The 26058-nt window shown below is 40.7% G+C and carries 23 protein-coding genes; 18 read left to right on the forward strand and 5 right to left on the reverse strand.

Features of this window, described 5'->3' with window-relative positions:
• Window positions 1-189: 189 nt before the first annotated feature.
• Complete coding sequence (locus V7137_RS09110; RefSeq protein WP_335697786.1) at window positions 190-1191, forward strand: LacI family DNA-binding transcriptional regulator; 1002 nt, start codon at window positions 190-192, stop codon at window positions 1189-1191.
• A gap of 110 nt (window positions 1192-1301) precedes the next feature.
• Here V7137_RS09110 and V7137_RS09115 read toward each other — a convergent pair whose 3' ends face one another.
• The 3 genes from V7137_RS09115 to V7137_RS09125 all read right to left on the reverse strand — a co-directional run bounded on the left by V7137_RS09115 (window position 1302) and on the right by V7137_RS09125 (window position 3835).
• Window positions 1302-2207, reverse strand: a complete 906-nt coding sequence (locus V7137_RS09115) for an aminoglycoside phosphotransferase family protein (RefSeq protein ID WP_335697787.1) — start codon at window positions 2205-2207, stop codon at window positions 1302-1304.
• 78 nt (window positions 2208-2285) lie between these two features.
• Window positions 2286-2807 carry an AAA family ATPase gene (locus V7137_RS09120; RefSeq protein WP_335697788.1) on the reverse strand — a complete coding sequence of 174 codons (522 nt, stop codon included), beginning with the start codon at window positions 2805-2807 and terminating at the stop codon, window positions 2286-2288.
• On the reverse strand, window positions 2804-3835 hold the full coding sequence (locus V7137_RS09125; protein ID WP_335697789.1) for a LacI family DNA-binding transcriptional regulator: 1032 nt from the start codon (window positions 3833-3835) through the stop codon (window positions 2804-2806). Before V7137_RS09125 ends, V7137_RS09120 begins: the two co-directional genes overlap by 4 nt.
• 467 nt (window positions 3836-4302) lie before the next feature.
• On the opposite strand from V7137_RS09125, the gene V7137_RS09130 reads away from it, so the two are divergent.
• The 12 genes from V7137_RS09130 to V7137_RS09185 all read left to right on the forward strand — a co-directional run bounded on the left by V7137_RS09130 (window position 4303) and on the right by V7137_RS09185 (window position 18712).
• Window positions 4303-5622: an ABC transporter substrate-binding protein gene (locus V7137_RS09130; protein ID WP_335697810.1), complete on the forward strand. Its 1320-nt coding sequence runs from the start codon at window positions 4303-4305 to the stop codon at window positions 5620-5622.
• Entirely contained in the window at window positions 5622-6500 is an 879-nt protein-coding gene (locus V7137_RS09135) for a carbohydrate ABC transporter permease (protein ID WP_335697790.1), read from the forward strand. The genes V7137_RS09130 and V7137_RS09135 overlap by 1 nt, the downstream gene beginning before the upstream one ends.
• Window positions 6487-7317 carry a carbohydrate ABC transporter permease gene (locus V7137_RS09140; protein ID WP_335697791.1) on the forward strand — a complete coding sequence of 277 codons (831 nt, stop codon included), beginning with the start codon at window positions 6487-6489 and terminating at the stop codon, window positions 7315-7317. The genes V7137_RS09135 and V7137_RS09140 overlap by 14 nt, the downstream gene beginning before the upstream one ends.
• 20 nt (window positions 7318-7337) lie before the next feature.
• A complete protein-coding gene (locus V7137_RS09145; RefSeq protein ID WP_335697792.1) occupies window positions 7338-8954 on the forward strand; it encodes a glycoside hydrolase family 13 protein in 1617 nt (538 codons plus the stop codon).
• A complete protein-coding gene (locus V7137_RS09150) occupies window positions 8932-9882 on the forward strand; it encodes an MTP-1 family protein (RefSeq protein WP_335697794.1) in 951 nt (316 codons plus the stop codon). Before V7137_RS09145 ends, V7137_RS09150 begins: the two co-directional genes overlap by 23 nt.
• Before the next feature lie 21 nt (window positions 9883-9903).
• Entirely contained in the window at window positions 9904-10968 is a 1065-nt protein-coding gene (locus V7137_RS09155; RefSeq protein WP_335697795.1) for a BtaManbiosPhlase, read from the forward strand.
• Between the two features lie 125 nt (window positions 10969-11093).
• The gene (locus V7137_RS09160) at window positions 11094-13616 is read left to right on the forward strand and encodes a beta-mannosidase (protein ID WP_335697796.1); all 2523 of its coding nucleotides are present in this window, start codon (window positions 11094-11096) and stop codon (window positions 13614-13616) included.
• Window positions 13613-14605 carry a zinc-dependent alcohol dehydrogenase family protein gene (locus V7137_RS09165; RefSeq protein ID WP_335697797.1) on the forward strand — a complete coding sequence of 331 codons (993 nt, stop codon included), beginning with the start codon at window positions 13613-13615 and terminating at the stop codon, window positions 14603-14605. The genes V7137_RS09160 and V7137_RS09165 overlap by 4 nt, the downstream gene beginning before the upstream one ends.
• Before the next feature lie 60 nt (window positions 14606-14665).
• Window positions 14666-15895 carry an MFS transporter gene (locus V7137_RS09170; RefSeq protein ID WP_335697798.1) on the forward strand — a complete coding sequence of 410 codons (1230 nt, stop codon included), beginning with the start codon at window positions 14666-14668 and terminating at the stop codon, window positions 15893-15895.
• Between the two features lie 26 nt (window positions 15896-15921).
• On the forward strand, window positions 15922-16794 hold the full coding sequence (locus V7137_RS09175; RefSeq protein WP_335697799.1) for an ROK family protein: 873 nt from the start codon (window positions 15922-15924) through the stop codon (window positions 16792-16794).
• Window positions 16795-16814: 20 nt separating this feature from the next.
• Entirely contained in the window at window positions 16815-17762 is a 948-nt protein-coding gene (gene manA, locus V7137_RS09180; RefSeq protein WP_335697811.1) for a mannose-6-phosphate isomerase, class I, read from the forward strand.
• Between the two features lie 194 nt (window positions 17763-17956).
• Window positions 17957-18712 carry an IclR family transcriptional regulator gene (locus tag V7137_RS09185; protein WP_335697800.1) on the forward strand — a complete coding sequence of 252 codons (756 nt, stop codon included), beginning with the start codon at window positions 17957-17959 and terminating at the stop codon, window positions 18710-18712.
• A 172-nt stretch (window positions 18713-18884) separates the two neighbouring features.
• Here the strand turns inward: V7137_RS09185 and V7137_RS09190 are convergent, their stop codons facing one another.
• Together V7137_RS09190 and pxpB are read right to left on the reverse strand one after the other, a co-directional pair.
• Window positions 18885-19880, reverse strand: coding sequence for a biotin-dependent carboxyltransferase family protein (locus V7137_RS09190; RefSeq protein ID WP_335697801.1), 996 nt, complete (start codon window positions 19878-19880; stop codon window positions 18885-18887).
• Window positions 19877-20611 (reverse strand): 5-oxoprolinase subunit PxpB, encoded by a 735-nt coding sequence (pxpB, locus tag V7137_RS09195; RefSeq protein ID WP_335697802.1) that lies wholly within the window; start codon window positions 20609-20611, stop codon window positions 19877-19879. Before pxpB ends, V7137_RS09190 begins: the two co-directional genes overlap by 4 nt.
• A gap of 267 nt (window positions 20612-20878) precedes the next feature.
• Between pxpB and V7137_RS09200 the strand changes: the two genes are divergently transcribed.
• The 5 genes from V7137_RS09200 (at window position 20879) to V7137_RS09220 (ending at window position 25742) form a co-directional block, all read left to right on the forward strand.
• Complete coding sequence (locus tag V7137_RS09200; protein WP_335697803.1) at window positions 20879-21664, forward strand: LamB/YcsF family protein; 786 nt, start codon at window positions 20879-20881, stop codon at window positions 21662-21664.
• Window positions 21651-22889, forward strand: a complete 1239-nt coding sequence (locus V7137_RS09205; RefSeq protein WP_335697804.1) for an NRAMP family divalent metal transporter — start codon at window positions 21651-21653, stop codon at window positions 22887-22889. The genes V7137_RS09200 and V7137_RS09205 overlap by 14 nt, the downstream gene beginning before the upstream one ends.
• 33 nt (window positions 22890-22922) lie before the next feature.
• Window positions 22923-23714: a putative hydro-lyase gene (locus tag V7137_RS09210; protein ID WP_335697805.1), complete on the forward strand. Its 792-nt coding sequence runs from the start codon at window positions 22923-22925 to the stop codon at window positions 23712-23714.
• A gap of 168 nt (window positions 23715-23882) precedes the next feature.
• Window positions 23883-24779: a DMT family transporter gene (locus tag V7137_RS09215; RefSeq protein WP_335697812.1), complete on the forward strand. Its 897-nt coding sequence runs from the start codon at window positions 23883-23885 to the stop codon at window positions 24777-24779.
• A 159-nt stretch (window positions 24780-24938) separates the two neighbouring features.
• Window positions 24939-25742 (forward strand): prohibitin family protein, encoded by an 804-nt coding sequence (locus V7137_RS09220; RefSeq protein WP_335697806.1) that lies wholly within the window; start codon window positions 24939-24941, stop codon window positions 25740-25742.
• The last annotated feature ends 316 nt before the right edge of the window (window positions 25743-26058 follow it).

Genomic DNA, 26058 nt, shown 5'->3' on the forward strand with positions numbered 1-26058 from the left:
TTTTATCATTTGTCACGTGATTTTTCAATTTACTTTATCGTTTTGTCAATTAAATGAGTCGAAAGTAATGTTAATAATTTGTATGATAATTACTGTTATTAAGGAATACTAATAAAAACATCTCTACTTGACAATTACTTGACAAAATTAGTACCATATAAAAAAGCGAAACAAAATGGGAGGGTTACAATGAGGAAACCCACGATGCAACGGATTGCTGATCAGCTTGGAATCTCAAAGAACTCTGTGTCTCTGGCATTAACGGGGCGGGCAGGTGTAAGTGAAGAATTACGGGAGAAGGTGTTGGACACAGCACTGGAAATTGGGTACCCGATGGAAAAGCTGAAAACGAAAACCTCTATGAAGTCTGCTCACATGATCGGATTAATTGCTAGAGAGGAAATATTTGCTGAGAACACCTTTTTTGGTGTGATTAATTTACATATTGAAAAGGAAATCAAAAGCAGAGAAGGTCATTTATTGCTTCATGCAGTGGATAAGGAAAGTGAAGAAAACTTAATATTGCCTTCTTTTGTAACTGAAAAAAAGGTAGATGGACTCCTGATATTATCGCATCTTCGAAAGGAGTTCATTCAAGCGATCATTCAATCGGGTATACCAGTTGTTTTGGTCGATCACCATGATCCTAATCTGAATGTGGATTCTGTTTTGACGGATAACAGAAAGGGAGCTTATCTAGCCACTAAACAATTGATAACTAAAGGAGCGAGATCGGTTGGCTTTATCGGAGAAATAGCAAAGTCACCGAGCTATCGTGAAAGGTTTGAAGGCTTTCGTGATGCGATGGAGGAAGAGGGGCTTTCTGTTGAAAGTCAGTGGATAAACCACCATGTAAATGAGCAGGAGTCTTTGGTGAATGCCTATATCCAGTCATTACACTTGTTGCCAGATGCCTGGTTTTGCGCAAATGACCATATTGGTTTTTTAATTACTCGAAGCTTGGATAAACTTGGGGTTCGCGTACCTGAGCAATGTTCTGTCTGTGGTTTTGACGATTCTATTTATGCAACACTGTCTTTACCTCAGCTTTCTACGATTGCGATAAACAAAGAGAATTTTGCAAATCGCTCGGTGGTACAGCTCTATCGACGAATCGAAAATATGGAAAAACCGTTTGAGAAGATATTGCTTACTACCGAATTGGTAGAAAGGAACACGACTAAACTATAAAACGGATAGTGGAATTTTTTGGGATTCACGGTGATCTTGTCTGATTACCGTGAATCCCCCCTTTTTGTCTTTTATGAAAAGCAACAACTTTTCAGTAAAGAAACTTCAAATCATACGCCTTCCTTGTAATCAGCGAGAACTTCATCAATTAGGCGGCGGGCGACACTAGCGAACACGGGGTTGCTGGTTTGGTAGTATGGAAGGGCAATCAGTCCTACTGACAATGCCCAGCCACGCCCGCGTGCCCAGGTTGCGTCGTCAACTGATTGTGCTTTACGCAACATTTCCCGGCTTTCGACGGAAAGCAAATTCCATGCGAACATCCAGTCATTTGCGGGATCTCCCACGCCAAGGCCCCCGAAGTCGATGACTGCACTGAGTCGCCCTTGTTCGACAAGCAGGTTCCCAGCAAGGAGATCTCCGTGGATCCAGACGGGCGGTCCGTCCCACACGGGTGTCTGGAGAGCTGCTTCCCACGCTAAGGTTGCTGCATCGGTATCAATCGTGTTGTGCAGATTAGCAATTGCTTCGCGGACGCCGGCGTCTCGCATGGCAAGTGGCAGGCCGCGTCCGAAGTTGTGATCCCCTGGGGGCGGACCGCCGGCGGGATTGATCCGCTGCAGGGCAGTTACAAATTCAGCCAGTTCAGTCCCAGCTTGGTATGGATTGTCAATGTGCCCCATAATTGCGTTCTCACCCTTGATCCATCGATACACGGACCAGCGCCAAGGGTAACCCTCGGCAGGCAACCCAAACGCGAGCGGTTCAGGGATGGTAAGCGGTAGGTGCGGGGCAAGGATCGGAAGCCACCGCTGCTCCTTCTCCACCTGCTTTATAGCCCAATCGCCACGGGGTAATCGCACGAACATATCCTCACCAAGTCTATAGATAGCGTTCTCCGTCCCGGAGGAGTTGAACGGTTCAAGGGAAAGGTTTGTCCATTGCGGAAATTGCCCGGAAATCAACCGTTTCACGAGAGATAGGTTGATTTCTGGTGCATGATATGAATTGGTCATGAAGGAACCTCCTAATGAATGCGTTTCTAAAAAACATATATATAAAGCATGTTTTTATCAGAAAGCGGCGTAAAACGTTTATTTAGAAATATCTAAATCAAAATGAGAAGAATTCATAATATCCTTTAAAACTTCAGCCGGATTTTTATGAGTGGTGTCGTAAAGATGTTTCGTATTTGCTGGTGAATTCTGAAGTTGATTTAGCAAGAATAAGGAGCGGTCAATTAAAAATTGATCTCCACGCTTATTTAAACGTTCTATTAACTTGTTCTCATCTGCTCGTAAGACAACATACTTAATCTTTAAATTTAGATATGAAAAATGCTTGCAGAACCACTTTAACTCATCTTCCACAACAATATCGATAATCACATTGTAATCATGTTGAATCAATGTTTGCGTTACGGAAAGTATGTTTTTCCACATGATGACTAAATTTTCTTCCCAAGGTGGTGCAGAGCCTTCCTCATACATGGAGAGGAAGTCATCTCCTTTAATTAGGGCACTTTTCTTTACGCTTCGTGCTAGTTCTTTTGCAAGAGTGGATTTGCCCACTCCACAAGGTCCAGAAATAATATAAATGGTTTTCAAATGGTTCACTCCGATGATGATTGTTTTTTCTTAGCAGTGGACTCTCTTATGATTAATTTGGTTGGTAACAGGATTTCCTGGATCGGTTCTTCTTTGTTTTCCATTCTCCAACAAAGTTGTTCGACTGCCTTTTTACCGTAATAATTTAAATCGATATCCATTGTTGTAATCATAGGGGTTGCAATTTGTGACAATTGCCCATTATCAAAGCTGCATACAGAGGCATCTTCGGGTACTTTGAAACCTCTTTGCTGTAAAATGGATGTAACTAGGAAACCTTGACCGTCATTCACACAAAACCATGCTGAAGGCATGTCTTGAAGGCCGTTAAGAAATAAATGGATATCATGCTGATTTTCCTGTGTGTTAGTTAATATGAAATCTTCATTAGGGTTTATCCCGTATCTTTTTAAAGCTAGCAGGTATCCTTCTAATCTTTCTTGATAGCTAGGAGAAATGTCCACATTACCTACAAACGCTATTTCGCTATGCCCTAATTGAATTAAATGTTCTACAGCAGTGTAGGCTCCGAACCGATTATTTGTCAGGATCGAATCAGCCTCTAGGTACGGTTCATGATGATCAATTAAAACAGTAGGGATACCAGTATTTATTATCGTAGAAATATAATCGGTACTGATATGAGATAGGATTAAAATGCCATCAATTTCGTGATTAGTTAATAAGGAAGGCAGCGTTAAATTATTTTTTGCTTCGCTATCAATCGATTCAATAAACAAATTCATCCCGCGAGCTCTAAGCTCTTTTTCAACACTTAAGTAAATTTCACCAAAAAAGCTTTTAAGTGAAAAAGCATAATCAGAAGCAATTAGAGCGATGTTTTTTAGTGTCTTTTTTTCAACTTGCTTTTGATTCCTACTATTAGAATAGGAATAACCTAATTCATCAGCAGTATTTTGTACAAGCCTTCGGGTATCTTCACTAACTCCCGGCTTTCCAGATAATGCTTGGGAAACGGAGTTTTTCGAGATATTTAACCGATCCGCTATATCCTGCATGGTCACTTTTTTTTCCATTTCTTTGTTCTCCCTTAATCTATATCTTAATAATAAAGTTTCATTGTTTGTAATTATATTGTAACGTTACAAACGAGTAATTACAAGAGTGGTGTAGATGACAAATGTGGTAAGTAATTTACTTTTAACTTTGGAATTCTAGTAATTAATGTTTGACATCATGAAAGTAAGGTGTAATAATTACATTTGTAAGGTAAGTAATAACGTTATTAAATAATTATTTTTAATTTTGTAATTCTATCATTGCTGTTGAGAAATGAGGGATTTCGGTTAAATAGTCTATTTTTGACTGTGATTACAACTATTATACTTTTTTTAAAAGCTCAATGATAGCGCTGTCAAATTAGGTAAATGCATCATGGGATAAAAGTAAAAAAATGAGTGTTTTACATGTTGTTTAGGGAATTACTATTTTTATAGCAAGTGTTTGGATTAGATATTAAACAATGGAGGAATATAAGATGAAAATGAAAAAAGTAGCGTCAATCTTATTTGCAGCTTCTCTTACTGTTTCTGGTCTTGCTGCCTGTTCTACAGGTAACAACAAAGAGCAAGAAACAGGAAAAAAAGATGGAGTAACAACAATTGAATTCTGGGCTGCTCCAAACCCAACACAGCAAGTGTATTGGAAGGAAGTAGCGGCAGAGTTTACTAAGGAAAATCCGAAAATCAAAGTTAATGTTAGTCCGATGAAAGAAAGCCCTACATCAGAAGCGAGTATCCAATCTGCGATTGCTGGTAAAAGCGCGCCGACCATGTCTGAAAATATTAACCGTGGGTTTGCCGCTCAATTATCTGAAAGTAAAGCGCTTGTACCTTTAGATACGTTAGACGGCTGGGATGATGTAAAGAAAAGCCGTAATATGACTGAAACAATGAAGGGCTGGGAATTTGCTGACGGTCACCAATACGTATTGCCAATTTACTCCAATGCCATGTTATTCGGCTGGAGATTAGACATCTTAAAAGAGCTTGGCTACAACGAGCCGCCAAAAACATATAGCGAAATGCTGGATGTGGCAAAGAAATTAAAAGCTAAATATCCTGATAAATATCTATGGGCAAAAGCAGACCTTGCCGATCCAACATCTTGGAAAAGATGGTTCGACTTCTTCATGTTATATGATGCAGCGTCAAACGGTAACAAGTTTGTGGAAGGAACGAAATTCACTGGCGATCAAAAAGCTGGCGAACAGGTTCTTGGTTTAATGGATGATCTTCGTAAATCCAATGCGTTATTAACAAGACAGGCTAAAGATCCGTTTGAAAGTGGTTTAGGAATTTTCGTGGATGTTGGTCCTTGGACTATCCCATACTGGGCTGACAAATTTCCGAATATGAAATTCAACGAAACTTATACATTAACACCACCACCTGTTCCAGATGGTATGGATACTAAAAATGTTAAAACATTTGCTGATACAAAAGGTCTAGTTATTTATGCTTCTGCAACGAAAGAACAACAAAAAGCAGCGATGGAATTCATGAAGTGGGTGTATTCAAAACCTGAAAACGATGTGAAATGGCTTGAAAAAACAAGCTTACCACCTGCTCGTGATGATTTAACAACGAACGATGCCTTTAAAGCGTTCTTTGACAAAAATCCAGCATTACAGCCATATGCAGCAGCCGTTCCAAATGGTATCCCGCCGATGGATAACTCAAAATACAATGATATTCAGACTTTAATTGGTCAACAGGCTTTCAATCCAGTGGTAAAAGGTGAGAAAAATCCGAAAACTGGATGGAAGGATATGCAACAAGCAATTGAGGGGGCTCTGAAATAATGAGCACAAAGCAAGGAAGGTTGGGCTGGCTGTTTGCCAGTCCTTATCTTTTATACGCGGTTGTTTTCTTTTTAATCCCACTGGTATGGTCACTGTTTTTATCAATGACCGATTGGAATTTAATTGCACCAACGTTTACGTTTGTTGGATTTGATAATTATATGGATGCTTTTAAGAGCCCGGGTGTCCAGAGTGCCTTTTTTGTATCCTTTAAATTTATGGCCGTATTTGTACCATTAGTTGTGGCATCTTCGATTATCGTTGCGTTAATCGTTCAAGGACTACCTAAATTTAAAGGATTGTTTCTAATTGGTTTTTTCCTTCCTTATTTAGCATCAGGCGTTGTTTCTTCCTTTATCGTTAAAGGGATTTTATCTTATAACAGTCCGGTGAATGAATTCTTAAGAGGTTCATTTGGCTTGGACATTAACTGGCTTGGAACACCTTTTGCTGCACTGTTTGTGGTTGCGATGATTATCGCTTGGAAATTCACCGGGTACTATGCCCTGATTTTAACGTCTGGTTTTGAGAGCATTGATAAGGAAGTTTATGAAGCAGCCAGTATTGATGGGGTAACAGGCTGGCAGCGTTTTTGGAAGATCACCTTTCCGCTTCTGTACCCGGCTTTGTTTACGGTATTAATCCTATCAATCGGTGTGACGTTTGGTATTTTCACAGAGGTTTACCAATTAACAGGCGGAGGACCAAATTTTGCCACTAATACATGGCAAATGGAGATTTTTACGAGAGCGTTCTCGAATCTTCAAGCTGGTTATGCTTCAGCGATTGCGATTATTGCCTCCGTCGTAACGTTTATTTCAATATTTATCATTCGAAAACTCTTAGAAATGTGGGGGAAACGAAATGGGTGGAGCTAAGAAAAACGGATTATTGTTTCGTTACCTAATTGCCGTTGTTCTCTTACTGATAATGATCTTTCCGTACATTTATATGGTGCTTAATTCTTTTGCTGTATGGGATCAAGTAGATACGAAGCTTATCCCAACCGAGTACAGCTTGAAATCCTATCACTGGCTGTTAGCCGGAGGAGAAGCAGTTATTCCAAGGCCATGGCTTAATGCGTTTTTTAACAGTTTTATCGTTTCAAGTGCATCCACCTTTTTAATGATGGTAACTGGGGTAATGGTTGCTTATGCATTAGCGAAAATGCCCTTTAAAGGAAGAGACATAGTTAATAACGTGATTTTATTTCAAATGTTTTTCCCAGCGATTATTTTATTGATTCCTACATTCCTTGTGATTCAAAGACTCGGCATGTATGACTCTTATTGGGGAATGATTCTGCCAAAAGCCCTTAGCTTATGGGCAGTATTTATGTATACAAACTTCTTTAAGGCGATACCCGACACCTTTATTGAAGCGGCAAAATTGGACGGTGCGAGTGATTTACAAATCATGTTTAAAATTGTCCTGCCCATGTCGAAATCGATCACGACTGTTATCTTCCTATTCTTGTTTATGGAAAGATGGACAGAGTTGTTATGGGATATGTTAGTGGCGAAGAGCGATAATATGCTTACTTTGAACGTGCTTTTATCACAAATGTTTGGTCCATACGGCGGATATCCAGGGCCGATGTACGCAGCAGCAGTGTTATTAACACTTCCGATCATTATTATCTTCTTACTATTCGCGAAAAAGTTCCAAGAAGGAATGCAATTTACACTTAAGTAATTAATAGGAGTTCTAACACTATGGTGAAATGGTGGAAACAATCAACTTTTTATGAAATCTATATGCCTAGTTTTAAAGATGGAAATGGTGATGGAATCGGTGACTTTGCTGGGATTACCTCCAAACTAGATTATTTAAAAGAACTAGGGATTGATGGACTGTGGCTAACTCCGTTTTATCCATCGCCAAAGGTTGATAACGGGTATGATATTTCCGATTATTATGGGATCGATGCGGATTATGGAACGATGGCGGATTTTGAAACGTTTATTCATGAGGCACATCAACGTGGAATCAGGGTGATTGCTGATCTTGTTTTGAATCACACTTCTTCTGAACACCAATGGTTCCAAGAATCAAAGTCTTCCAAGGATCATCCGAAGCGTGATTGGTACATTTGGAGGGACGAGCCGAACAATTGGGAATCCTTCTTTGGAGGCACGGCATGGGAATATGACGCAGAGACGCATCAGTATTATTACCACGCCTTTGCGAAAGAACAGGTCGATTTAAATTGGGCCAATCCTGAAGTGAAACAGGCCATGTTTGATGTGATGAAATTTTGGCTCGAAAAGGGAGTCGATGGTTTCCGGCTTGATGTCATCAACTTCTTAAAGGTAAATGATTCATTTCAGGACAATCCATATGATTTGGAGAAAAAGGAACAAATTCATTTATACGATAAAGACCAAGAAGGAATTATAGCGATTATTGAGGAAATTGCTGAGTTTGTTCATCAGTATCCGGATAAATTTCTTGTTGGTGAGGTTGGTTCCGAGGAATTGGATATCCTTAAGCAATATTCTGGGCTCAACAAATTAGATGTGGTGTTTAATTTTAATATCGGTAGTATGGGTGAGTTTGATAGGGATAGGCTCTTTCAGCATTTTGTGGAAACAGAGAAAACCTATGATTCAGCGCAAATTCCAACATTATTCTTTTCTAGTCATGATATGTCCAGACATATTTCAAGATTTGGCGGCGATGAAGATCGTGCCAAACTGGTGGCTACTTTGATGCTGACAGCCAAGGGTGTTCCGTTCATCTATTTTGGCGATGAAATCGGGATGAGAGATTGGATTACAGATGACCTATCGAAAATGAAAGATGTTCAAGGAATCATGGGCTATCAGCTCGCATTACAAGCGGGTAAGTCACCTGAAGAATCCCTAGTTGTTGCGAATGAAAAATCGCGTGATAAGTCACGTACCCCGATGCAATGGAATGCACATGCCAATGTCGGTTTTTCAGAGGGGAAGCCATGGATTACTGTTCCTGAGAATGCCTACAAAGTTACTGTTGAAGACCAGATAAATGATCCAGACTCGATGCTTTCTTTTTATAAAAAATTGCTGAAGCTGCGAAAAGAACATTCATCTCTACAGTTCGGAAATTATGAATTTTTACGGAATGAAGATGGAATGATCTATTTCGTCAGAACGGATTCAGTTGAAAAAATATTAGTAGTTTTGAATTTCACTGATCAACAAAAAACGCTTGAAGTAGAAGCTAATATGACATTGTTACTTTCGACAAAGCGAACAAGATTGGATTGTGAAGTCGTCTTAACAATTTTAGCGAATGAAGCAATGATCCTAAAGGGGGAAATAGGAAATGACCTTGTTAAAGAAAGGTAATGCTCAAACATGTGAACAGCTTTTAGAGGAATATACTTCAAAAACACAACCAACTAATCCTGACAAAATTGTATTCGCGGGTATTGGGGAAAATGATGTCTATAATATTAGCGCACCGTTTGAGGATGAGGGAGAGCTTGTCATTGCCGGACGCGTGGAATCACGTGACAGTGAACACTCCAATGTATACTTCTTTGTCGAAAGAAACGGCGAGTGGGTACCAAGAGAAAATGCGCCAGTCCTGGAATTGCAAGATCCTTTCTTTACTCGAATCGCGGGAGAGCTAGTATTGGGTGGTGTCCAAATTTTCCCTCACCCAACGAATGAAGGACAACTTGGCTGGAGAACAGTTTTTTATAAAGGTCCATCGATTGCAGGCTTACAAGAATTTGCAAAAGGTCCAGACGGGATGAAAGACCTCAGGCTTGTTGAATTAAAAGATGGGAGCATTGGGGTATTAACAAGACCTCAGGGTGAAAAAGGCGGAAGAGGAAAAATTGGCTGGACTCGGATCTCTTCATTATCTGAACTGACTATTGATGTCGTCAACGAAGCGCCTTTACTTCAAGGGCAGTTCATTGAGGAAGAATGGGGCGGAGCGAACGAACCGCATCTTTTAGCAAATGGTCTTGTTGGAGTATTGGGGCATGTTGCCTCCTTTGATGGTGAAGGAAACCGCCACTATTACCCAATGGTATTTGCCCTTAATCCGGAAACAGGTGAATTTTCTGATATGGAGTTAATCGCAACAAGAAGTCAGTTCCTTCCTGGTCCTACGAAGCGTCCAGACTTAGTAGATGTCGTCTTTAGTGGTGGGTTAGTTCGAAAACCCGATGGCACAGCTGATATTTATGCAGGAATTAGTGATGCGGAAGCTCAAAAAATTACCATCGTCGATCCGTTTTTACAATACGAGCGGTTAATCTGATACAACAAAGGAGTCAATAAAATGAATGTATATAGATATGAAGAGAACCCTCTAGTCACTCCAGCAGATGTGAAACCACATCGAGCTGATTTTGAAGTTATTGGTGCTTTTAATGCAGGTGTTACAACCTATGAAGATGAAATTATCATGCTTCTTCGTGTAGCAGAACGACCAATTAGTGAAGACCCGAATATTGTTAAATCGCCAATTTATAATCCTGAAACAAACGAACTAGAGATTTTAGAATTCCGTTTAGATGATCCTACGTATGACTTCTCTGATCCACGTGTGATTCGAAAAAGCGGAGATGTACATTCATGGGACTATTTAACATCTATAGCATACTTGCGGATTGCAAGAAGCAAAGATGGTGGTCATCATTTCACGATTGATGAGAATCCGTTAGTTTACCCATCTAATGAGTTAGAAACATTTGGGATAGAGGATCCAAGGATTACTAAAATTGAAGATACTTATTATATCTATTTTAGTGCTGTTTCACCTGTTGGTGTGGGAGAATCGATGGTTTCCACAAAGGACTTCGTAACTACTGAACATCATGGGATGATTTTTGCACCGGAAAATAAAGATGTCTTAATTTTCCCTGAAAAAATAAATGGAAAATATTACGCGATCCACCGACCTGTTCCGAAAAGTGTAGGGGAGCCAGAAATGTGGATTGCTGAATCAACTAACCTCCTGCATTGGGGTAATCACAAGCATTTACTAGGTTTACGTGATGGCATGTGGGATAGCGCTCGTATGGGCGGAGGGGCTGTTCCGTTTAAGACAGAAAAAGGCTGGCTGGAGCTTTATCATGGTGCAACTGAGGATCACCGCTATTGTATGGGAGCCGTTCTCCTAGATTTAGAAAATCCAACAAAGGTTATTGCTCGTTCAAACCAACCGATTTTAGAGCCTGAAGCAGACTATGAAGTGGAAGGGTTCTTTGGGAATGTAGTCTTTTCATGTGGTGCTGTTGTTGAAGGTGATGTAGTTAAAATGTTCTACGGTGTTGCTGATACATCAATGGCATGTGCGGAATTAAGCTTAAAAGAAATCTTGGATTCATTGACTTATCTATAATTTGAAAAAATAAGTGCCAAAATCGCGAGACTGATTTTGGCCTTTTTACTATGTTTTAAGCTTATATAGGCTTCACAAGTAGAACTGATATATCGTAAGCATTTTTAAATGGCAGGTGACGTACTATGAAAATGAATGATAACTGGAAAATAAAACATTTTGATGTAGGGGCTGCACGTGATCTTGAGGTCGCTGCTCCTGAATATATTGATTACTTCTGGATGACAGCATCAGTACCTGGTGATGTGCATTCAACACTGATTGACCGAAACCTGATTGAGGATCCATTTTACGGACACAATGATTTGAAATGTCAGTGGGTAGAGGAAAAGGTTTGGTGGTATCGCAATACTTTTGAGTTCAACGATGAGGTTAGTAAAGACCATCGCTATGAGTTGATTTTTGAAGGTTTGGACACATTTGCTACGGTTTATTTAAATGGTGTGGAGCTGGGTTCAACGGAGAATATGTATATTAGTCACAGCTTTGAGGTTGCACGTGAGTTGAAGCAAGGGAAAAATGTTTTGGCGGTGAAATTTGATCCAGTCCATGTTCATGTGAAAGACAAGGTTCAATATTATTGGTCTGGATTTAGCAAGAAAAGAATCTGGACGAGGAAAGCCCAAAGTCATTATGGCTGGGACTGGGGGCCGCGCTTAGTTGCTGCAGGGATTTGGAAGGAAGTTCATTTAGAGAAGAGAACTTTTGCCAAAATCGACTCTGTATTTGCTAAAACAAAATCTATTTCTCCTGACAAAGCAATTGTCGAGGTCGAAGTGGAAATAGCGTCATTTAGAAAAGATAGAGATTATGTGGTAGATATAAACCTTTCCTATGGTGAAGAGAATTATTCAACCAAGGTAAAAGTAGAACGTAAAAAAGCAACAGTTGTATTGGAAGTGGAAAATCCAAAGCTATGGTGGACACATGACATTGGCACACCCCATCTTTATCAACTAAAGGTTGAATTGCTTGCGGATGATGTGAAAGTGGATGACCACCAAGAAGACTTTGGGATTAGAACCATTGAGGTACTGCGTAAGGATGAAGAGGGTAATCATTGTTTTACCTTTGTTTTAAATGGTGAAAAGGTGTTTGCTAAAGGGGCCAATTGGATTCCGATCGATAGCTTCATCGGAGCCGTTCCAGATTCTCGTTACAGGCACTTAATCAAGATGTCCAAAGATGCGAATATGAATATGCTTCGTGTTTGGGGCGGCGGTATCTATGAAAAAGAGGTTTTTTATGACGAGTGTAATCGGCTTGGCATTTTAGTCTGGCAGGATTTCATGTTTTCATGTGCGCTCTATCCTGATTACAACAAGAACTTTATGGCCAACGTCAAAGATGAAATCATTCATGTCGTCAAACGGCTGCGTAATCATCCTTGCTTGGCACTTTGGTGTGGAAACAATGAGAATGATTGGCTGTATGAAGCATTGTTTGCATCAGGTGAAATCACTCATCCTTTTTACGGTGAAAAAATCTATCATGAATTAATGCCTGAATTACTTGAAGAACTCGACCCAACTCGTTTGTTTTGGCCAAGCTCGCCATTTGGTGGAAATGATCATAACTCAAGGGAAGAGGGAGACACGCATAATTGGCAGGTTTGGCACGGGAATATTGAGCCTAGAACGTTTGGTGAGCCACAAACAGTGAATTACAGTGTCGAAGGGCTGTCATTTAAAAATTTTAAAAATGATACGACACTCTTTGCGAGCGAATTTGGCATGCATGCTTCTTCTAATCGCTATACATTAGAACGAAATATCCCGAAGGATCAATTTTACTGGGGAAGCGAAGAAATGGCCTATCGCAATAAAGATATCCATCATCCAAAAGGAATTTTGCTGATGGAAGGTTATACAGGAGTTCCAAAGGATTTAGATGAGTACATTTCCTATTCAATGTTAACGCAAGCAGAAGGTTTGAAGTATGGAATCGAACATTACAGGCGCAATAAACCACATACAAGCGGTGCGTTATTTTGGCAGTTAAATGACTGCTGGCCGGGGACAAGCTGGTCAGTTATCGACTATTATTTATTGCCTAAGGCTTCCTATCATTATGCAAGAAAGTTCTATAGTCCAGTTCTATTAACGCTAGCTCATGAACCAGGTAAAGATATGTCTATTTGGGTGGTAAATGACCGGTTGGAGACCTATGAGGATGAAATTGAACTGGCCGTTTATCAATTTAATGGCGAAAAAGTATTTTCAAAGCAATGGACGGTTTTGGTGCAAGCCAATGTTTCGCAGCAAGTAGATGTTGTTTTAGAACAGGAAGCCCTTAGTGGTCTGCAGCCAGAAGAGGCCGTTATCGTCATTCGCTCAAAAAGTAATAAAACCGATGAAAACTTCTACTATTTCCGCGATCAAAGGGACTTGAGATTGGAAGAGTCTGAAGTAACTGTTTCGATTGACCGTGAGAAAAATGAGTTAACTGTTTCCACGAATATGCTCGCGCGAATGGTCACCATTGAAATGGATATAGAGCAGCTTGTAATCGAGGATAATTTCTTTGATTTACTGCCAAATGAGAGCAGAACGATTAAGGTCGGACAGGCTGAGGGGAAAGACGTTCCTTGGGAAACTTTACGAGTGAAGGCGATTAATAGTGTGAAAACAGAGGGGAGATTCGAATGAAAGCGGCGGTTTTGCAAGGTACAAAGCAAATAGAGGTAATGGATTGGAACTATCGTTCACCATCACCCAAAGAGGTCATTGTAAAGGTAAAAAGCTGTGGAATTTGCGGTACGGATCAGCATATTTATCATGGTCATCCCGGTTCAGCTGAAGTCCAGCCGCCAATTGTCCTCGGGCATGAATTGGCAGGTGAAGTAGTGGAAGTCGGTGCAGAAGTATCAACCCTTCAAAAAGGGGACCGTGTTTCCATTGATCCGAACATCTATTGCGGGACATGTGAGTATTGCCGGAGCAACCGGGCTCATTTATGTAATTATCTTCAGGCGGTAGGAGTAACAAGGGATGGCGGTATGGGCGAGTATTGTGTTGTACCCGATGCCAATTGTTACAAGCTCCCAGACCAAATGACTTTTGAAGAGGCTGCGCTGGTTGAACCTTTAGGCTGTGTTTTACATGGTTTTAAAAAGGTTCAGTTGTCACCCTTAAGTAAGGTACTCATTATTGGCGGCGGCTTTATTGGACAATTGTTTTTGCAATTGGTGAAACAACAATATGTTGATTCTATCATTGTAAGTGAACCTGCTGAGAACAAAAGAGAGCTTCTTTATAAGCTGGGTGCTGATGAAGTGATCCATCCAATGAATGCGTCTAAGCTAGAGGCAGATGTTGTGATTGAATGTGTGGGCAGAGCGGATAGTATGGAATTGGCAGTTAAATCAGCAGCAAAGGGCGGTCAAGTGTTACTTTTTGGAGTAGCAGCGCCTGATACTGTTATTTCTGTGTCACCATTTGAAATTTTTTCAAAAGAACTTACCATAAAGGGTTCATTCGTGAACCCTTATACTCATGAAGAAGCTATTTCACTTATTGCTAAAAAAGTGGTGAATGTCGAGTCGCTCATATCTCATCGTTTTACTGTCGAAGAGCTGCCAGAAGCAATGGCAGACTTTCCTAATCTTAAAGTTTCAAAAGCGATTATTAACCACTAGTCTAGTTGTAGGAGTTGTCGATCCTTCAAGGCCGACTCTTCTGCAAAAGGAGATCAAAGAATGCTTCAAATTTTTAAGTCTTTTTCTACGGAATTAAAGTTTTATTTACTGATGAATGCCTTATTTTCCTTTGGCGGCGTTTTGTCTGGTGTTTTTCAAAGTGTTTTCTTATGGAAATTGGATAAAACCTATTCATTGCTAGCTTATTATAGCTTGTACTGGTCGATCGCGATCATCTTTTGTTTTGGCCTTTGCGGGTGGCTGGCTAGGAAAACGAGCCCGATGATTACGATGCGTTTAGGATTTGTCTTTTATCTGATTACCTATTTAATTATGCTTATATTTCATGACACATTAAGTGATCATATCATGTTGTTAGGATTTTCAACTGGATTGGCAATGAGCTTGTATTATGTCGGCATGCATTTGGCCGTATTAGACTTAACAACCAATGATAATCGGGATCAATTTTTATATGTACAAGGAATTCTATTTACCATTGGAGGTGTGCTCGGTCCGGTTCTGTCAGGGATCATCATCTCGCAATTAGAAGGTATGCTGGGTTATTATGTCGTTTTTATTGGAACCTGTGTATTCTTTTTTCTATCCTTTTTAACGTCTCTAAAAGTGAAGGGAAAGCCAATTACAACAAAAAGTTATTTTTGGGATGTCATCAAGAATCCATCACAGGAATGGAAAAAGATGTATAAGGTAATGTTTGCTGATGGGATTGTATCAGGCGTGTACGGAACCTTCTTGGTCACGATGATTACCTTCAAAGTAGCTGGTGGAGAATTGAGTTTAGGAGTTTATAATATGGCTGCTGAACTTGTGGCTATTGCTACATTCTATCTACTTGCTAAGTTCTCTAATCCGAACTATCGTCTCGCCATTTATGCGATCGGATCGGTAAGTATATTTTTGAGTTCTGTATTGTTATCCGTCCTTCCTGTCCTCCTATCATTGATTATATTTGGAATTGTGTCGCCATTAGCACAAAATATGGTTATCACCTCGATGAGTGCCATGATTTATGAAGCGATTGAAAAGGACCCCGAGTACAAGGTAAAGCGCTTGGACTATATTATTATTCGAGAAATCCCACTCGGTGTTGGAAGAATCATCGGAGTATTTTTGTTTTTAGCGATGAGAAAATACTTTGATTTTGACCTGCTTTTACCTGTCTCGTTTAGTCTTTTCCCGATTATCTATGTCATCATGATTCCAACCCTATATTTTATTTGGAGAAAATCAAAAAAGGGATCTGTGCTTAGTTCTAATGAAATGTAGAAATTCTTATTTGGAGGTATTTATGTATGTTGGGTGCAATTGAAGCAGGCGGGACAAAGTTTGTTTGTGCTGTTGGCGATGAAAAGGGTAATATTGTAGAACGTATTCAGATTCCAACAACAGTACCGGCGGAAACGATGCCAAATGTGGTTGAATTTTTCAATCAATATCCTATAAAAGCAATTGGTGTGGGTTCGTTCGGTCCCATTGATGTGAATCCGGAAAGTGCTACATTCGGTAATATTACTTCTACGCCGAAGCCAGGGTGGAGGGATTATCCGTTTGTCCAATCATTAAGAGATGCATTTTCAGTACCCATTGGGTTTAATACAGATGTAAATGCAGCAGCATTGGGAGAGGTTACCTTTGGTGCGGCAAAAGGTTTGGATAGCTGCTTGTACATTACAGTTGGTACTGGAATTGGGGCAGGAGCAATTGTTCAAGGGAAGCTTCTTCAAGGACTTTCACACCCTGAAATGGGGCATATTCTTGTGAGACGGCATCCAAATGACGAGTTTCGAGGGAAGTGCCCCTATCACCACGATTGCTTAGAAGGTCTAGCGGCTGGTCCTGCCATTGAAGAGCGCTGGGGAGCAAAAGGAGATCAGCTTGTTGATCGAATGGAAGTTTGGGACCTAGAAGGATACTATATTGCCCAAGCCCTGATGCAATATGTACTGATTCTTTCGCCGAAAAAAATCATCCTTGGCGGGGGAGTGATGAATCAAAAGCAGGTGTTTACTTCTATTTATAAGTATTTGCAGGAATTTTTAAATGAGTATGTGGTATTGCCAGAACTTGCTGGATATATTGTAAGTCCTGGTTTAGGTGATCATGCGGGAATTACTGGCTCGCTCATGCTTGCTCATCAAGCATATCAAGAGGAAAATCAACGATAAACGTACGCCTGGAGGTAATCATTATGCAACCATTGTTTTTAAGACCAGTTTTTAAAGAGCGAATTTGGGGCGGTACCGCCTTACAAACAGAATTTGGGTACAACATTCCAAATGATCAAACAGGAGAATGCTGGGCGATTTCCGCACATCCCAATGGGCCATCTATTGTGGAAAACGGTCCATATGCGGGTATGGCATTGGACGATTTATACCGTAAACATCCCGAGCTTTTTGGAAACCCGAAGGAAGAGGTTTTTCCACTTTTGACGAAAATATTAGATGCGAACATGGATTTATCCGTCCAGGTCCATCCTGAGGATTCTTATGCGAAGGTTCATGAAAATGGGGATCTTGGTAAAACCGAATGCTGGTATATCCTCGATTGTAAAGAAGGAGCCGACATGATCTTCGGCCATAATGCGAAAACAAAAGAAGAATTAATCGAGCAAATTAATGATGGGAAATGGAACGAGCTGCTGCGTAGAGTCAAAATCAAGCCAGGCGACTTTTTCTATGTTCCAAGCGGAACCATCCATGCTTTATGTGAAGGAACGCTAGTTTTAGAAACGCAGCAAAGCTCTGACACAACCTACCGCGTGTATGATTACGACCGTCGAGATGCGGAAGGGAATTTGCGCGAACTGCATTTAGAAAAAGCAATTGATGTGACAACAGTGCCTCATCAAAATGCTGGGGTTGCTCCTAAAGTCCAGGAAGCTGAAAATGTAACGATTACAACGTTTGTGGAGTCAGACTTTTTCTCCGTTTACAAATGGGAGGTTAGCGGAACTGCTGCTTTCTCATTTAAGGATCAATATTTGCTGCTCAGCGTCATTAAGGGAGAGGGAGCACTTCTTCATAATGGTCAGCCATATGGATTGAAGAAGGGTTCTCATCTGATCATCCCTGTGGGATTTGGCGAATTTGAAGTAGACGGGAATTGTGAATTGATCGTTTCGCATACTTGAATATCTACATTGGCTAATAATAAAGCGTAAAGATTCCGTGATCAGGGTCTTTACGCTTTTTTTATTAAGTAGTTCATGTTTGAATGTCTGAGTTTATCGTGTAGAATTATTTTTATATGGGATACTTTAGGCGTATTTTAGCGCCATAATCTCGCTATACTGTGGAATGGTGTTTGAGAAGGAGATTACAATTTATGCACAACAAAAACAAAACAGTTGTCCGTTCGATGGATGTATTAAATCTATTTATAGAGCATACCGAATTATCATTTCAAGAAATTATTAATCTATCGGGGATTCCCAAAACTTCAGTCTATCGAATGCTCGTGTCGTTAGAGGAAATGGGGTTCGTTGAAAAAGGAAGTGATTCTAAGTACAGACTTGGACTCTTGTTTCTCAAATTTGGCCATCTGGTTTTGGCAAGGATTGATATACGTCAGATTGCCTATCCATTTATGAATGAATTACATAATGATATTAAGGAAGCAATTAACTTGATTGTTAGAGAAGGGAATGAAGCTATCTATATCGAGAAAATTGACACAAAACAAAAGGTCCGTCTGTATACTGCGATTGGAAGGAAAAGTCCCCTTTATGCTGGGGCATGTTCACGTGCGATCTTGTCCTTTTTACCTGATTCGGAAGTGCAAGAATATCTCGAATCAACTGAGCTCAAAACGTTTGCGCAAGGTACAATTACTGACAAAGAGAGAATTTTTGAGACGATAAAACAGGCGAGAGTAGATGGATTTACAATCAGCCATTCTGAATTGGAAAACCATACCTCTGCCATTGCCGCACCCATTTTTAATCACAAAGGTGAAGTGATTGCGGGCATAAGTATCGCAGGTATCGAAGCAAATTATCAGGGTGAGAACATTGAGAACTATGCGAAGAAAGTGAAAAAAGTTGCAGAGGAAATATCCATGCGTTTAGGCTATACGAAATAAAAAGAACGGGGCGGTCTCTGCATCAACACTGTTTGATGTAGCGATCGCCCCGTTATTATGATTTGAAGCTACATATTATACTTCTTGTTTTACCATGTACGTTTCAAGGTATTTCATGTGAATCCGCCGTTTAAAAAGATGTCAGATCGTTTCCTTCATCTGCCCATGTCCTCTATTCATAAAGCGCTTTAAAGCGAATGCCCAACGCTAACTTACGGAGCATCTGCTCTTGCATGATTAGTTCTAATTCTGCTTCTTCAAGTGAAACTTCCTTGAATTCAATGGTACAGTTGGGTTGCATCTGTGCCAAACAAGGTAGATCGATGGAAATGACTTGACCGATTTTAGGATATCCTCCTGTCGTTTGTCGATCAACCATTAAAATAATCGGTTGTCCGTTTGAAGGTACTTGAATGGTCCCGTACGTAACCCCTTCTGATAACAACTCAAACCTCTCTGATAAGTGGAGTGATTCGCCTTCCAACCGATAGCCCATCCGATCCGCCTGAGTTGTTAAGGTATAGCGGTTTGAAAAAAACGTTTGTTGACTAGAGGTGTCGAAACGCTCGAACTCAGCCCCTCGTAAAACTCTAATCGTTTGTGTTTTATTGAATGAAATAAATTCTGTATGGTTGACTGACCATGTAAAATGAGTAGTCATTCGTTCTAGCTGATGAACGAATGCCCGACTGAGTCTATTGAAGGTTCCGCTTTCAAACACATCCCCTTTTTGTAATGCTCTGCCGTGAAGCCCTCCAATAGCTGCACGAAGATAAGTGCTTTTACTTCCCATAACTTCGGGAACATCTATTCCGCCAGCGAATGCCACGTACGCCCTGCATCCATTAATGGCGGATTTAAATTTTAAAATAGAACCTTTACGAATCAGGATTGGCCGCCACATCGGTGCTTCTTTTCCGTCAATAGTAGGCTGTAAATCACCGCCTGTAATCGCAACTAACTTATTAGTTTCAAATTCGAGGGTTGTCCCAAAAAGTGTAATTTCAAGTGCGCCTTCTCCTTCGTTATTTCCAACGAGTAAATTTGCCACTCTAAGAGAAATGGGATCCATTGCTCCACTTACGAGTACCCCAAATTTTTGTGAACCGAATCTCCCTAAATCTTGAATCGTAGTCAATAATCCAGGATGAAGCACTTTTATGCTCATTGTTTCATCTCCTTATAGGCAACATACTCTTCATGAGTAATCGGTACATATCGAATTTTATCTCCAGACTGTAACATCGTTGGCGGTGAAAGTTCTGGAAGAAACAAATCAAGCGGGGTGCGGCCGATAATTTGCCATCCTCCCGGTGTTTCCAGCGGGTAGATGCCTGTTTGTTTACCAGCAATTCCAACAGAACCCGGTGTGATGGCTAGGCGGGGTGAATCCTTACGTGGTGTTGCAATTCTTTCGTCCATTCCCCCCATGAACGGAAACCCTGGCGCAAAGCCAATCATATAAACTAAGTAATCATTTGACGAATGAATTTGAATTACTTTTTCAACAGAAAGTCCGTGATACGTTGCTACATACTCTAAATCTGGACCATACTCTCCTCCGTACAAGACTGGGATGGTTATTAATCGTTGTTCGGGTTTTTCACTCGTTCCTAATTTATCTAGTAACGCCAAAATGAAAGTGCTTACTTTTCTATAAGGACTTGATGCTTCTTTGTCAGGGGTGGACAAATAGACGGCAACAGGATTGTAATAAATTGTCAAGCTATTATAAGACGGTACAGATTCAATCAAACCTATAAACGGCTTTTTTTCCAATAAGTTGGATAGATTTTTCACTTTTTCATGGATGGTGGGGCTTATTCCATCGCCTAATTGAATCACAAGCGCAGAATCCCCTAAAGGCCGTATATTAATATTATTTTTCTGATGGGCCATTATAAACAGCTCCTCGAAGTTTCGAATTTCGGTAACTAAGTTCTGTTAAACGGATAATACAATTATTATAGTTTATTCAAATTTAAATACAAGTCTAGAAATATGGAATATTATGATATTTATAATTTTCATATAATTATATTCAATTGAAAATATTTATGCTAGAATTGGTTTAAGTTTCAAAACTAAAGTTCCGAATTTCGAAACTAAATAAAGATGAAAGCGCTTTTTGCAATGTGGACGAGTGATCAGATGGAGGGGAGAAAAATGTTTCAAGTGGATTTGAATTGTGATTTAGGGGAGAGTTTTGGCCGTTACAAGCTTGGGGAACAGGAAGAAATTTTGAAATACGTTACTTCTGCAAATATTGCTTGCGGTTTTCATAGCGGAGATCCAAGTGTGATGAGAGAAACGGTGAAGATGGCAATTTCCAATGGTGTAAAAATTGGAGCCCATCCTAGTTTGCCAGATTTAAACGGATTCGGGCGAAGGGAAATGGCCATTACACCTCAAGAAGGATATGACATGGTCGTGTACCAAATTGGGGCATTGCAAGGGTTTTTAATGACGTTCAATGAAAAAATGCAGCATGTAAAACCCCATGGTGCTTTGTACAATATGGCTGCAAAGGATCCAAAACTTGCTGAAGCAATTGCACAAGCGGTTTATGACATTTCCCCATCATTGATATTATTCGGCCTTTCCGGCAGTGAATTGACAAAAGCAGGCGAGAAGATCGGTTTACGAACTGCACATGAGGTATTTGCAGATCGCACGTATCAAGCGGACGGGTCTTTGACTTCGCGCTCACAAATGGATGCGATGATTACAGATCAAGAACAATCTGTCGCGCAAATTGTGAAAATGGTGACGAAAGGAAAAGTAGTTTCCCAGCAAAAAACAGAAGTTTTGCTGCGTGCAGATACGATTTGTATTCACGGTGATGGTGCACATGCACTACCCTTTGCAAAATATATTAACGAAACGTTAGAAAAGAATAATATTACTGTAAATGCAATCAGCAACTGGGAGGTTTACTATGGAAAATCCTAAATTTGATGCTACACAAAAACAAGTCAACGTTTCGGGGAAAAAGAAGGTAAGTAGAAGTGTCTTACTCGGTGCGGCCTTTTTAATGGCCACTTCCTCGATTGGACCTGGATTTTTGACACAAACGACTGTATTTACACAGCAATTGGCTGCAAGCTTTGCATTTGTTATTTTAATTTCATTATTATTAGACATCTTTTCGCAAATGAACATTTGGCGAATCATTGCTGTTTCAGGGTTGCGTGGACAAGAAATTGCCAACAAAGTGTTCCCTGGACTCGGAGTTGTTTTGGCAGTACTTATCGTCATGGGCGGTTTAGCGTTTAATATCGGAAACGTAGCTGGTGCTGGATTGGGTCTGAATGCCATGCTTGGATGGGACCCCATTACAGGTGCAGTGATTAGTGCACTGTTAGCAATCTTTATTTTTGTCGTAAAAGAAGCAGGTAAAGCGATGGACAAATTCGCGCAAATCGCAGGGCTAGTTATGATCCTCCTCATGCTGTACGTTGCATTTACGACAGCACCGCCGGTTGGAGAGGCGATTGTGAATACGTTTATGCCGGAAAAGATTAGCATGTTTGCTATCGTTACGCTTGTTGGAGGTACGGTAGGAGGGTATATTACGTTTGCAGGCGGACACCGTCTATTAGACGCGGGTATCAAAGGTGTTGAAGCTTTGCCAGCAGTTACAAAAAGCTCTGTTACAGGGATTCTCGTTACCGGTATTATGCGTGTGGCATTATTCTTGGCTGTTCTTGGGGTTGTAACAAAAGGATTAGCGATTGATCCAGCAAATCCGCCAGCTTCGGTGTTCAAACTAGCTGCAGGTGACGTCGGTTATCGTATGTTTGGTGTAATCATGTGGGCTGCGGCGGTAACATCTGTTGTAGGGGCGGCATATACGTCGGTTTCATTTATCCGCACGTTTCATCCAACCATTGAGAAATACCAAAATTGGGTCATTATTGCATTTATCATTATTTCAACCGCGACATTTGCCATTGTTGGAAGGCCAGTAACGATCTTGATTATCGTTGGAGCATTGAATGCACTTATTTTGCCACTAGGTTTAGGAACATTATTAGTTGCCGCATACAAGAAAAGTATCGTTGGTGAGTACAAGCATCCGCTATGGTTGACGATTCCCGGTGGATTTGTTGTTGTGGTCATGGGGTATTTGAGTGTAGTGACATTGATTGAACAATTACCTTTGATTTTTAAGTAATTTTATAAGATTGCTGATTTAGGAGGGATCATTATGGGGAACTATGCAACGTTGGAGCCGCAAAAAATAAGAGAGCTGATTCGGAAGCAAGAGATTACAGGACCGACTGCAGGAATGTCAAAAGGAAATACACAAGCGAACTTGGTTATCTTAAAAAAAGAGCATGCCTTTGACTTTTTGCTGTTTTGTCAACGGAATCCGAAGCCATGTCCTTTATTGGATGTGACGGAGCCTGGCTCGTTTGTTCCTGCTTTGATTGCCAAAGATGCAGATATCCGTAAAGATATCCCGAAATATCGTATATACAGAGATGGTGTTTTTACAGAGGAAGTCGCAGATATTACCGAGTATTGGGAAGACGACATGGTTGGCTTTTTAATCGGTTGCAGTTTTACATTTGAAACACCACTCCTTGAGAGCGGTATTCCGGTCAGACATATCGAGGAAAACTGTAACGTACCGATGTACAAAACGAATATTAAGTGCAAAAAAGCCGGCATGTTTGAAGGGCCGACAGTGGTTAGTATGCGGCCAATGACACCGGAGGATGCCATCCGTGCAATTCAGATTACGTCTCGTTTTCCTGCCGTACACGGTGCGCCAATCCATATCGGAAATCCAAGCGAAATAGGCATCATGGATATTTCAAAACCTGATTTTGGAGATGCTGTGTCTTTGAAACAAGGGGAGATCCCGGTATTTTGGGCCTGTGGGGTAACTCCTCAAGCAGTTGCGATGGAAAGTAAGCCTTCTATCATGATTACTCATGCACCAGGATGTATGTTCATTAGTGATATAAAAGATGAAGCTTTCAGTGTGTTATGAAACGTATATTCTATTGAAAATAGACTAAATATTTTATAGTAAATTAGAAGAAACTGCGATAAGCAGAGTCTGCAAGTATTTTACTAGAGTGAGGCGATGCATCAGTGCGTCGTCTCTTTGAACTTTGCGGTGACGATTTCGACCTGCTTGTTTGTCGTTGAAAAGGGGATGGAGAATATGTCTACAAAATCGATGGCTGCGCTTTTCGTGCTCATTTTGATCTGGGGCGCCAGCTGGCCGATCAATAAATTAGCTGTACCTTATTCACCGCCATTGCTTTATGCAGGACTGCGTTCAATTTTAGGCGGAATCTTGTTGACACTCATTATTTGGAAGACGCGGAAGGCGATAAATTGGCGGAATAACTGGCAGAAGTACTTTATAGCGGCTTTCTTTAACTCAATCCTTTTTTTCGGGCTTCAGACGTTAGGTTTGCTCTATTTACCGGGTGGATTGTTTTCAGTTCTTGTTTATTTTCAGCCGATTTTACTTGGCCTTTTCGCTTGGCTGTTCCTAGGTGAACATTTATCGCCAATCCAAATCATTGGTTTGTTGCTCGGATTTGTTGGGATAGCAGTCGTTAGTGTGGATGGTTTGACCGTTCATGTCTCAGCAATCGGGGTTACATTCGGGCTACTAACAGCGGTAAGTTGGGCGTTAGGTGTTATCTACGTAAAGAAAGTAAGCAAAGAAGTGGATGCATTTTGGATGGTGGCGATTCAATGTGTCATTGGAGGCATTTTCCTCATATGTACCGGAACCGTGTTTGAAAGCTGGTCTGCAATCGAATGGAATCGATATTACGTATTGGGGCTCTGTTTTGGTGCGACCATTGGCATACCCTATGCATACATCCTTTACTACAAGCTTGTCAATGCTGGTGAGGCAAGCAAAGTTGGTTCATATACGTTTCTCATTCCTATTGTTGCTGTTCTCCTCGGAGTCCTTTTCTTGGGGGAAACGGTGACCTATACACTGATTGTCGGGATGCTATTTGTTGCCACAAGCATTCATTTTGTGAACTTCCAGTATAAACCTAAATACAAAAGGATGGGGAAGAATTAGGGTTCGCGTGTATAAATGACGGCTAGAAATGTGAAGATAGTTGGCGCCAGGCGAGGGGAACCAACCAACTAGGTCTTCTAACAAGGGGTCTGATCACTTTTTTACTCTGTATAAATTGATACCTATTTTCATAAGGTTATCTAAAGGGGAGTGATCAGAATGAACTATACGAAACCTATAATAAGCGGTTTAATTGCCCTTGTTATTATCGTGATTGCCTTTTTCTCTGGTACTACCGTGGATTCTGGATATCGAGGGGTTCTTTTGCAATTAGGGGCTGTTAAACCGACGATTTTAACGGAAGGATTTCATTTTAAGATTCCATTTATTCAAACCGTTCAACCGATTGAAGTCCGGGTCCAAAAAGAAGAAAGTTCGCAGACAGCTGCCTCAAAGGACCTGCAAATGGTCACAGCGATGGTGGCGGTTAACTATTCTGCTGATCCGGAAGCGGTGAATAAGCTCTATCAAGAAATCGGCTTGGATTATCGTACCCGAATCGTTGACCCTGCGATTGCAGAATCACTAAAGGCGATCACCGCGCAGTACACGGCAGAAGAATTAATATCGAAACGGCCGGAAGTATCGGCGAAGGTGAAAGATATGCTGGCAAGTAAATTAACAAAATATTATATGATTCTAGAAGATATTAATATCAAAGAATTTGCCTTTAGTGAGGAATTCAATAAAGCAATTGAATCGAAGCAAACCGCTGAACAAAATGCATTACGAGCAAAAAGAGATCTTGAACGAGTCAAAATCGAAGCCGAGCAAAAGGTTGCCCAAGCAGGAGCAGAGGCCGAAGCTTTACGTTTGAAAAAACAAGAAGTAACCGAGGAATTGATCCAATTAAAGCAAATTGAAGTCCAAGAAAAAGCCCTCGAAAAATGGGATGGCCACCTGCCAAGCGTCACAGGCGGAGCCACACCTTTTATAGATGTTGAGGGGCTTTCGAAAAAATAGGAGGGACTTCAGGGCGGACATAATTGCCTGTATTTTAGAATTTACCTATTCTGATGTGAAAAGTTCTTAATGCATACTTAGTTCGTTCTCTTGAGAGCGAGCTGAGTATGCTTTTTTTGTCCAGTACTGTATCTCTTTGGCTATTAGGTGAAGGACACCGCTTCCCAAGGAAAAATCACATGCATCAGAGCAGTTTTTTGACCATCGGAAGCTCACGAAAGACAAAACCCAGCACCCGAGGAGAATTTTGTCCATCGTACCGCTCCCGAAAGACAAAACCCCAGCACCAGAGGAGAATTTTGTCCATCGTACCGCT

The sequence above is a fragment of the Neobacillus drentensis genome, from assembly GCF_036962765.1.
Classification (GTDB): Bacteria; Bacillota; Bacilli; order Bacillales; family Cytobacillaceae; genus Neobacillus; species Neobacillus drentensis_C.

Bases quoted from the DNA above. Each gene is read 5' to 3' on its own strand.
- V7137_RS09110 (WP_335697786.1), top strand. From the start codon at position 190: ATGAGGAAACCCACGATGCAACGGATTGCTGATCAGCTTGGAATCTCA.
- V7137_RS09115 (WP_335697787.1), bottom strand. From the start codon at position 2,207: ATGACCAATTCATATCATGCACCAGAAATCAACCTATCTCTCGTGAAA.
- V7137_RS09125 (WP_335697789.1), bottom strand. From the start codon at position 3,835: ATGGAAAAAAAAGTGACCATGCAGGATATAGCGGATCGGTTAAATATC.
- V7137_RS09130 (WP_335697810.1), top strand. From the start codon at position 4,303: ATGAAAAAAGTAGCGTCAATCTTATTTGCAGCTTCTCTTACTGTTTCT.
- V7137_RS09135 (WP_335697790.1), top strand. From the start codon at position 5,622: ATGAGCACAAAGCAAGGAAGGTTGGGCTGGCTGTTTGCCAGTCCTTAT.
- V7137_RS09140 (WP_335697791.1), top strand. From the start codon at position 6,487: ATGGGTGGAGCTAAGAAAAACGGATTATTGTTTCGTTACCTAATTGCC.
- V7137_RS09145 (WP_335697792.1), top strand. From the start codon at position 7,338: ATGGTGAAATGGTGGAAACAATCAACTTTTTATGAAATCTATATGCCT.
- V7137_RS09150 (WP_335697794.1), top strand. From the start codon at position 8,932: ATGACCTTGTTAAAGAAAGGTAATGCTCAAACATGTGAACAGCTTTTA.
- V7137_RS09155 (WP_335697795.1), top strand. From the start codon at position 9,904: ATGAATGTATATAGATATGAAGAGAACCCTCTAGTCACTCCAGCAGAT.
- V7137_RS09160 (WP_335697796.1), top strand. From the start codon at position 11,094: ATGAAAATGAATGATAACTGGAAAATAAAACATTTTGATGTAGGGGCT.
- V7137_RS09165 (WP_335697797.1), top strand. From the start codon at position 13,613: ATGAAAGCGGCGGTTTTGCAAGGTACAAAGCAAATAGAGGTAATGGAT.
- V7137_RS09170 (WP_335697798.1), top strand. From the start codon at position 14,666: ATGCTTCAAATTTTTAAGTCTTTTTCTACGGAATTAAAGTTTTATTTA.
- V7137_RS09175 (WP_335697799.1), top strand. From the start codon at position 15,922: ATGTTGGGTGCAATTGAAGCAGGCGGGACAAAGTTTGTTTGTGCTGTT.
- V7137_RS09185 (WP_335697800.1), top strand. From the start codon at position 17,957: ATGCACAACAAAAACAAAACAGTTGTCCGTTCGATGGATGTATTAAAT.
- V7137_RS09190 (WP_335697801.1), bottom strand. From the start codon at position 19,880: ATGAGCATAAAAGTGCTTCATCCTGGATTATTGACTACGATTCAAGAT.
- pxpB (WP_335697802.1), bottom strand. From the start codon at position 20,611: ATGGCCCATCAGAAAAATAATATTAATATACGGCCTTTAGGGGATTCT.
- V7137_RS09200 (WP_335697803.1), top strand. From the start codon at position 20,879: ATGTTTCAAGTGGATTTGAATTGTGATTTAGGGGAGAGTTTTGGCCGT.
- V7137_RS09205 (WP_335697804.1), top strand. From the start codon at position 21,651: ATGGAAAATCCTAAATTTGATGCTACACAAAAACAAGTCAACGTTTCG.
- V7137_RS09210 (WP_335697805.1), top strand. From the start codon at position 22,923: ATGGGGAACTATGCAACGTTGGAGCCGCAAAAAATAAGAGAGCTGATT.
- V7137_RS09215 (WP_335697812.1), top strand. From the start codon at position 23,883: ATGGAGAATATGTCTACAAAATCGATGGCTGCGCTTTTCGTGCTCATT.
- V7137_RS09220 (WP_335697806.1), top strand. From the start codon at position 24,939: ATGAACTATACGAAACCTATAATAAGCGGTTTAATTGCCCTTGTTATT.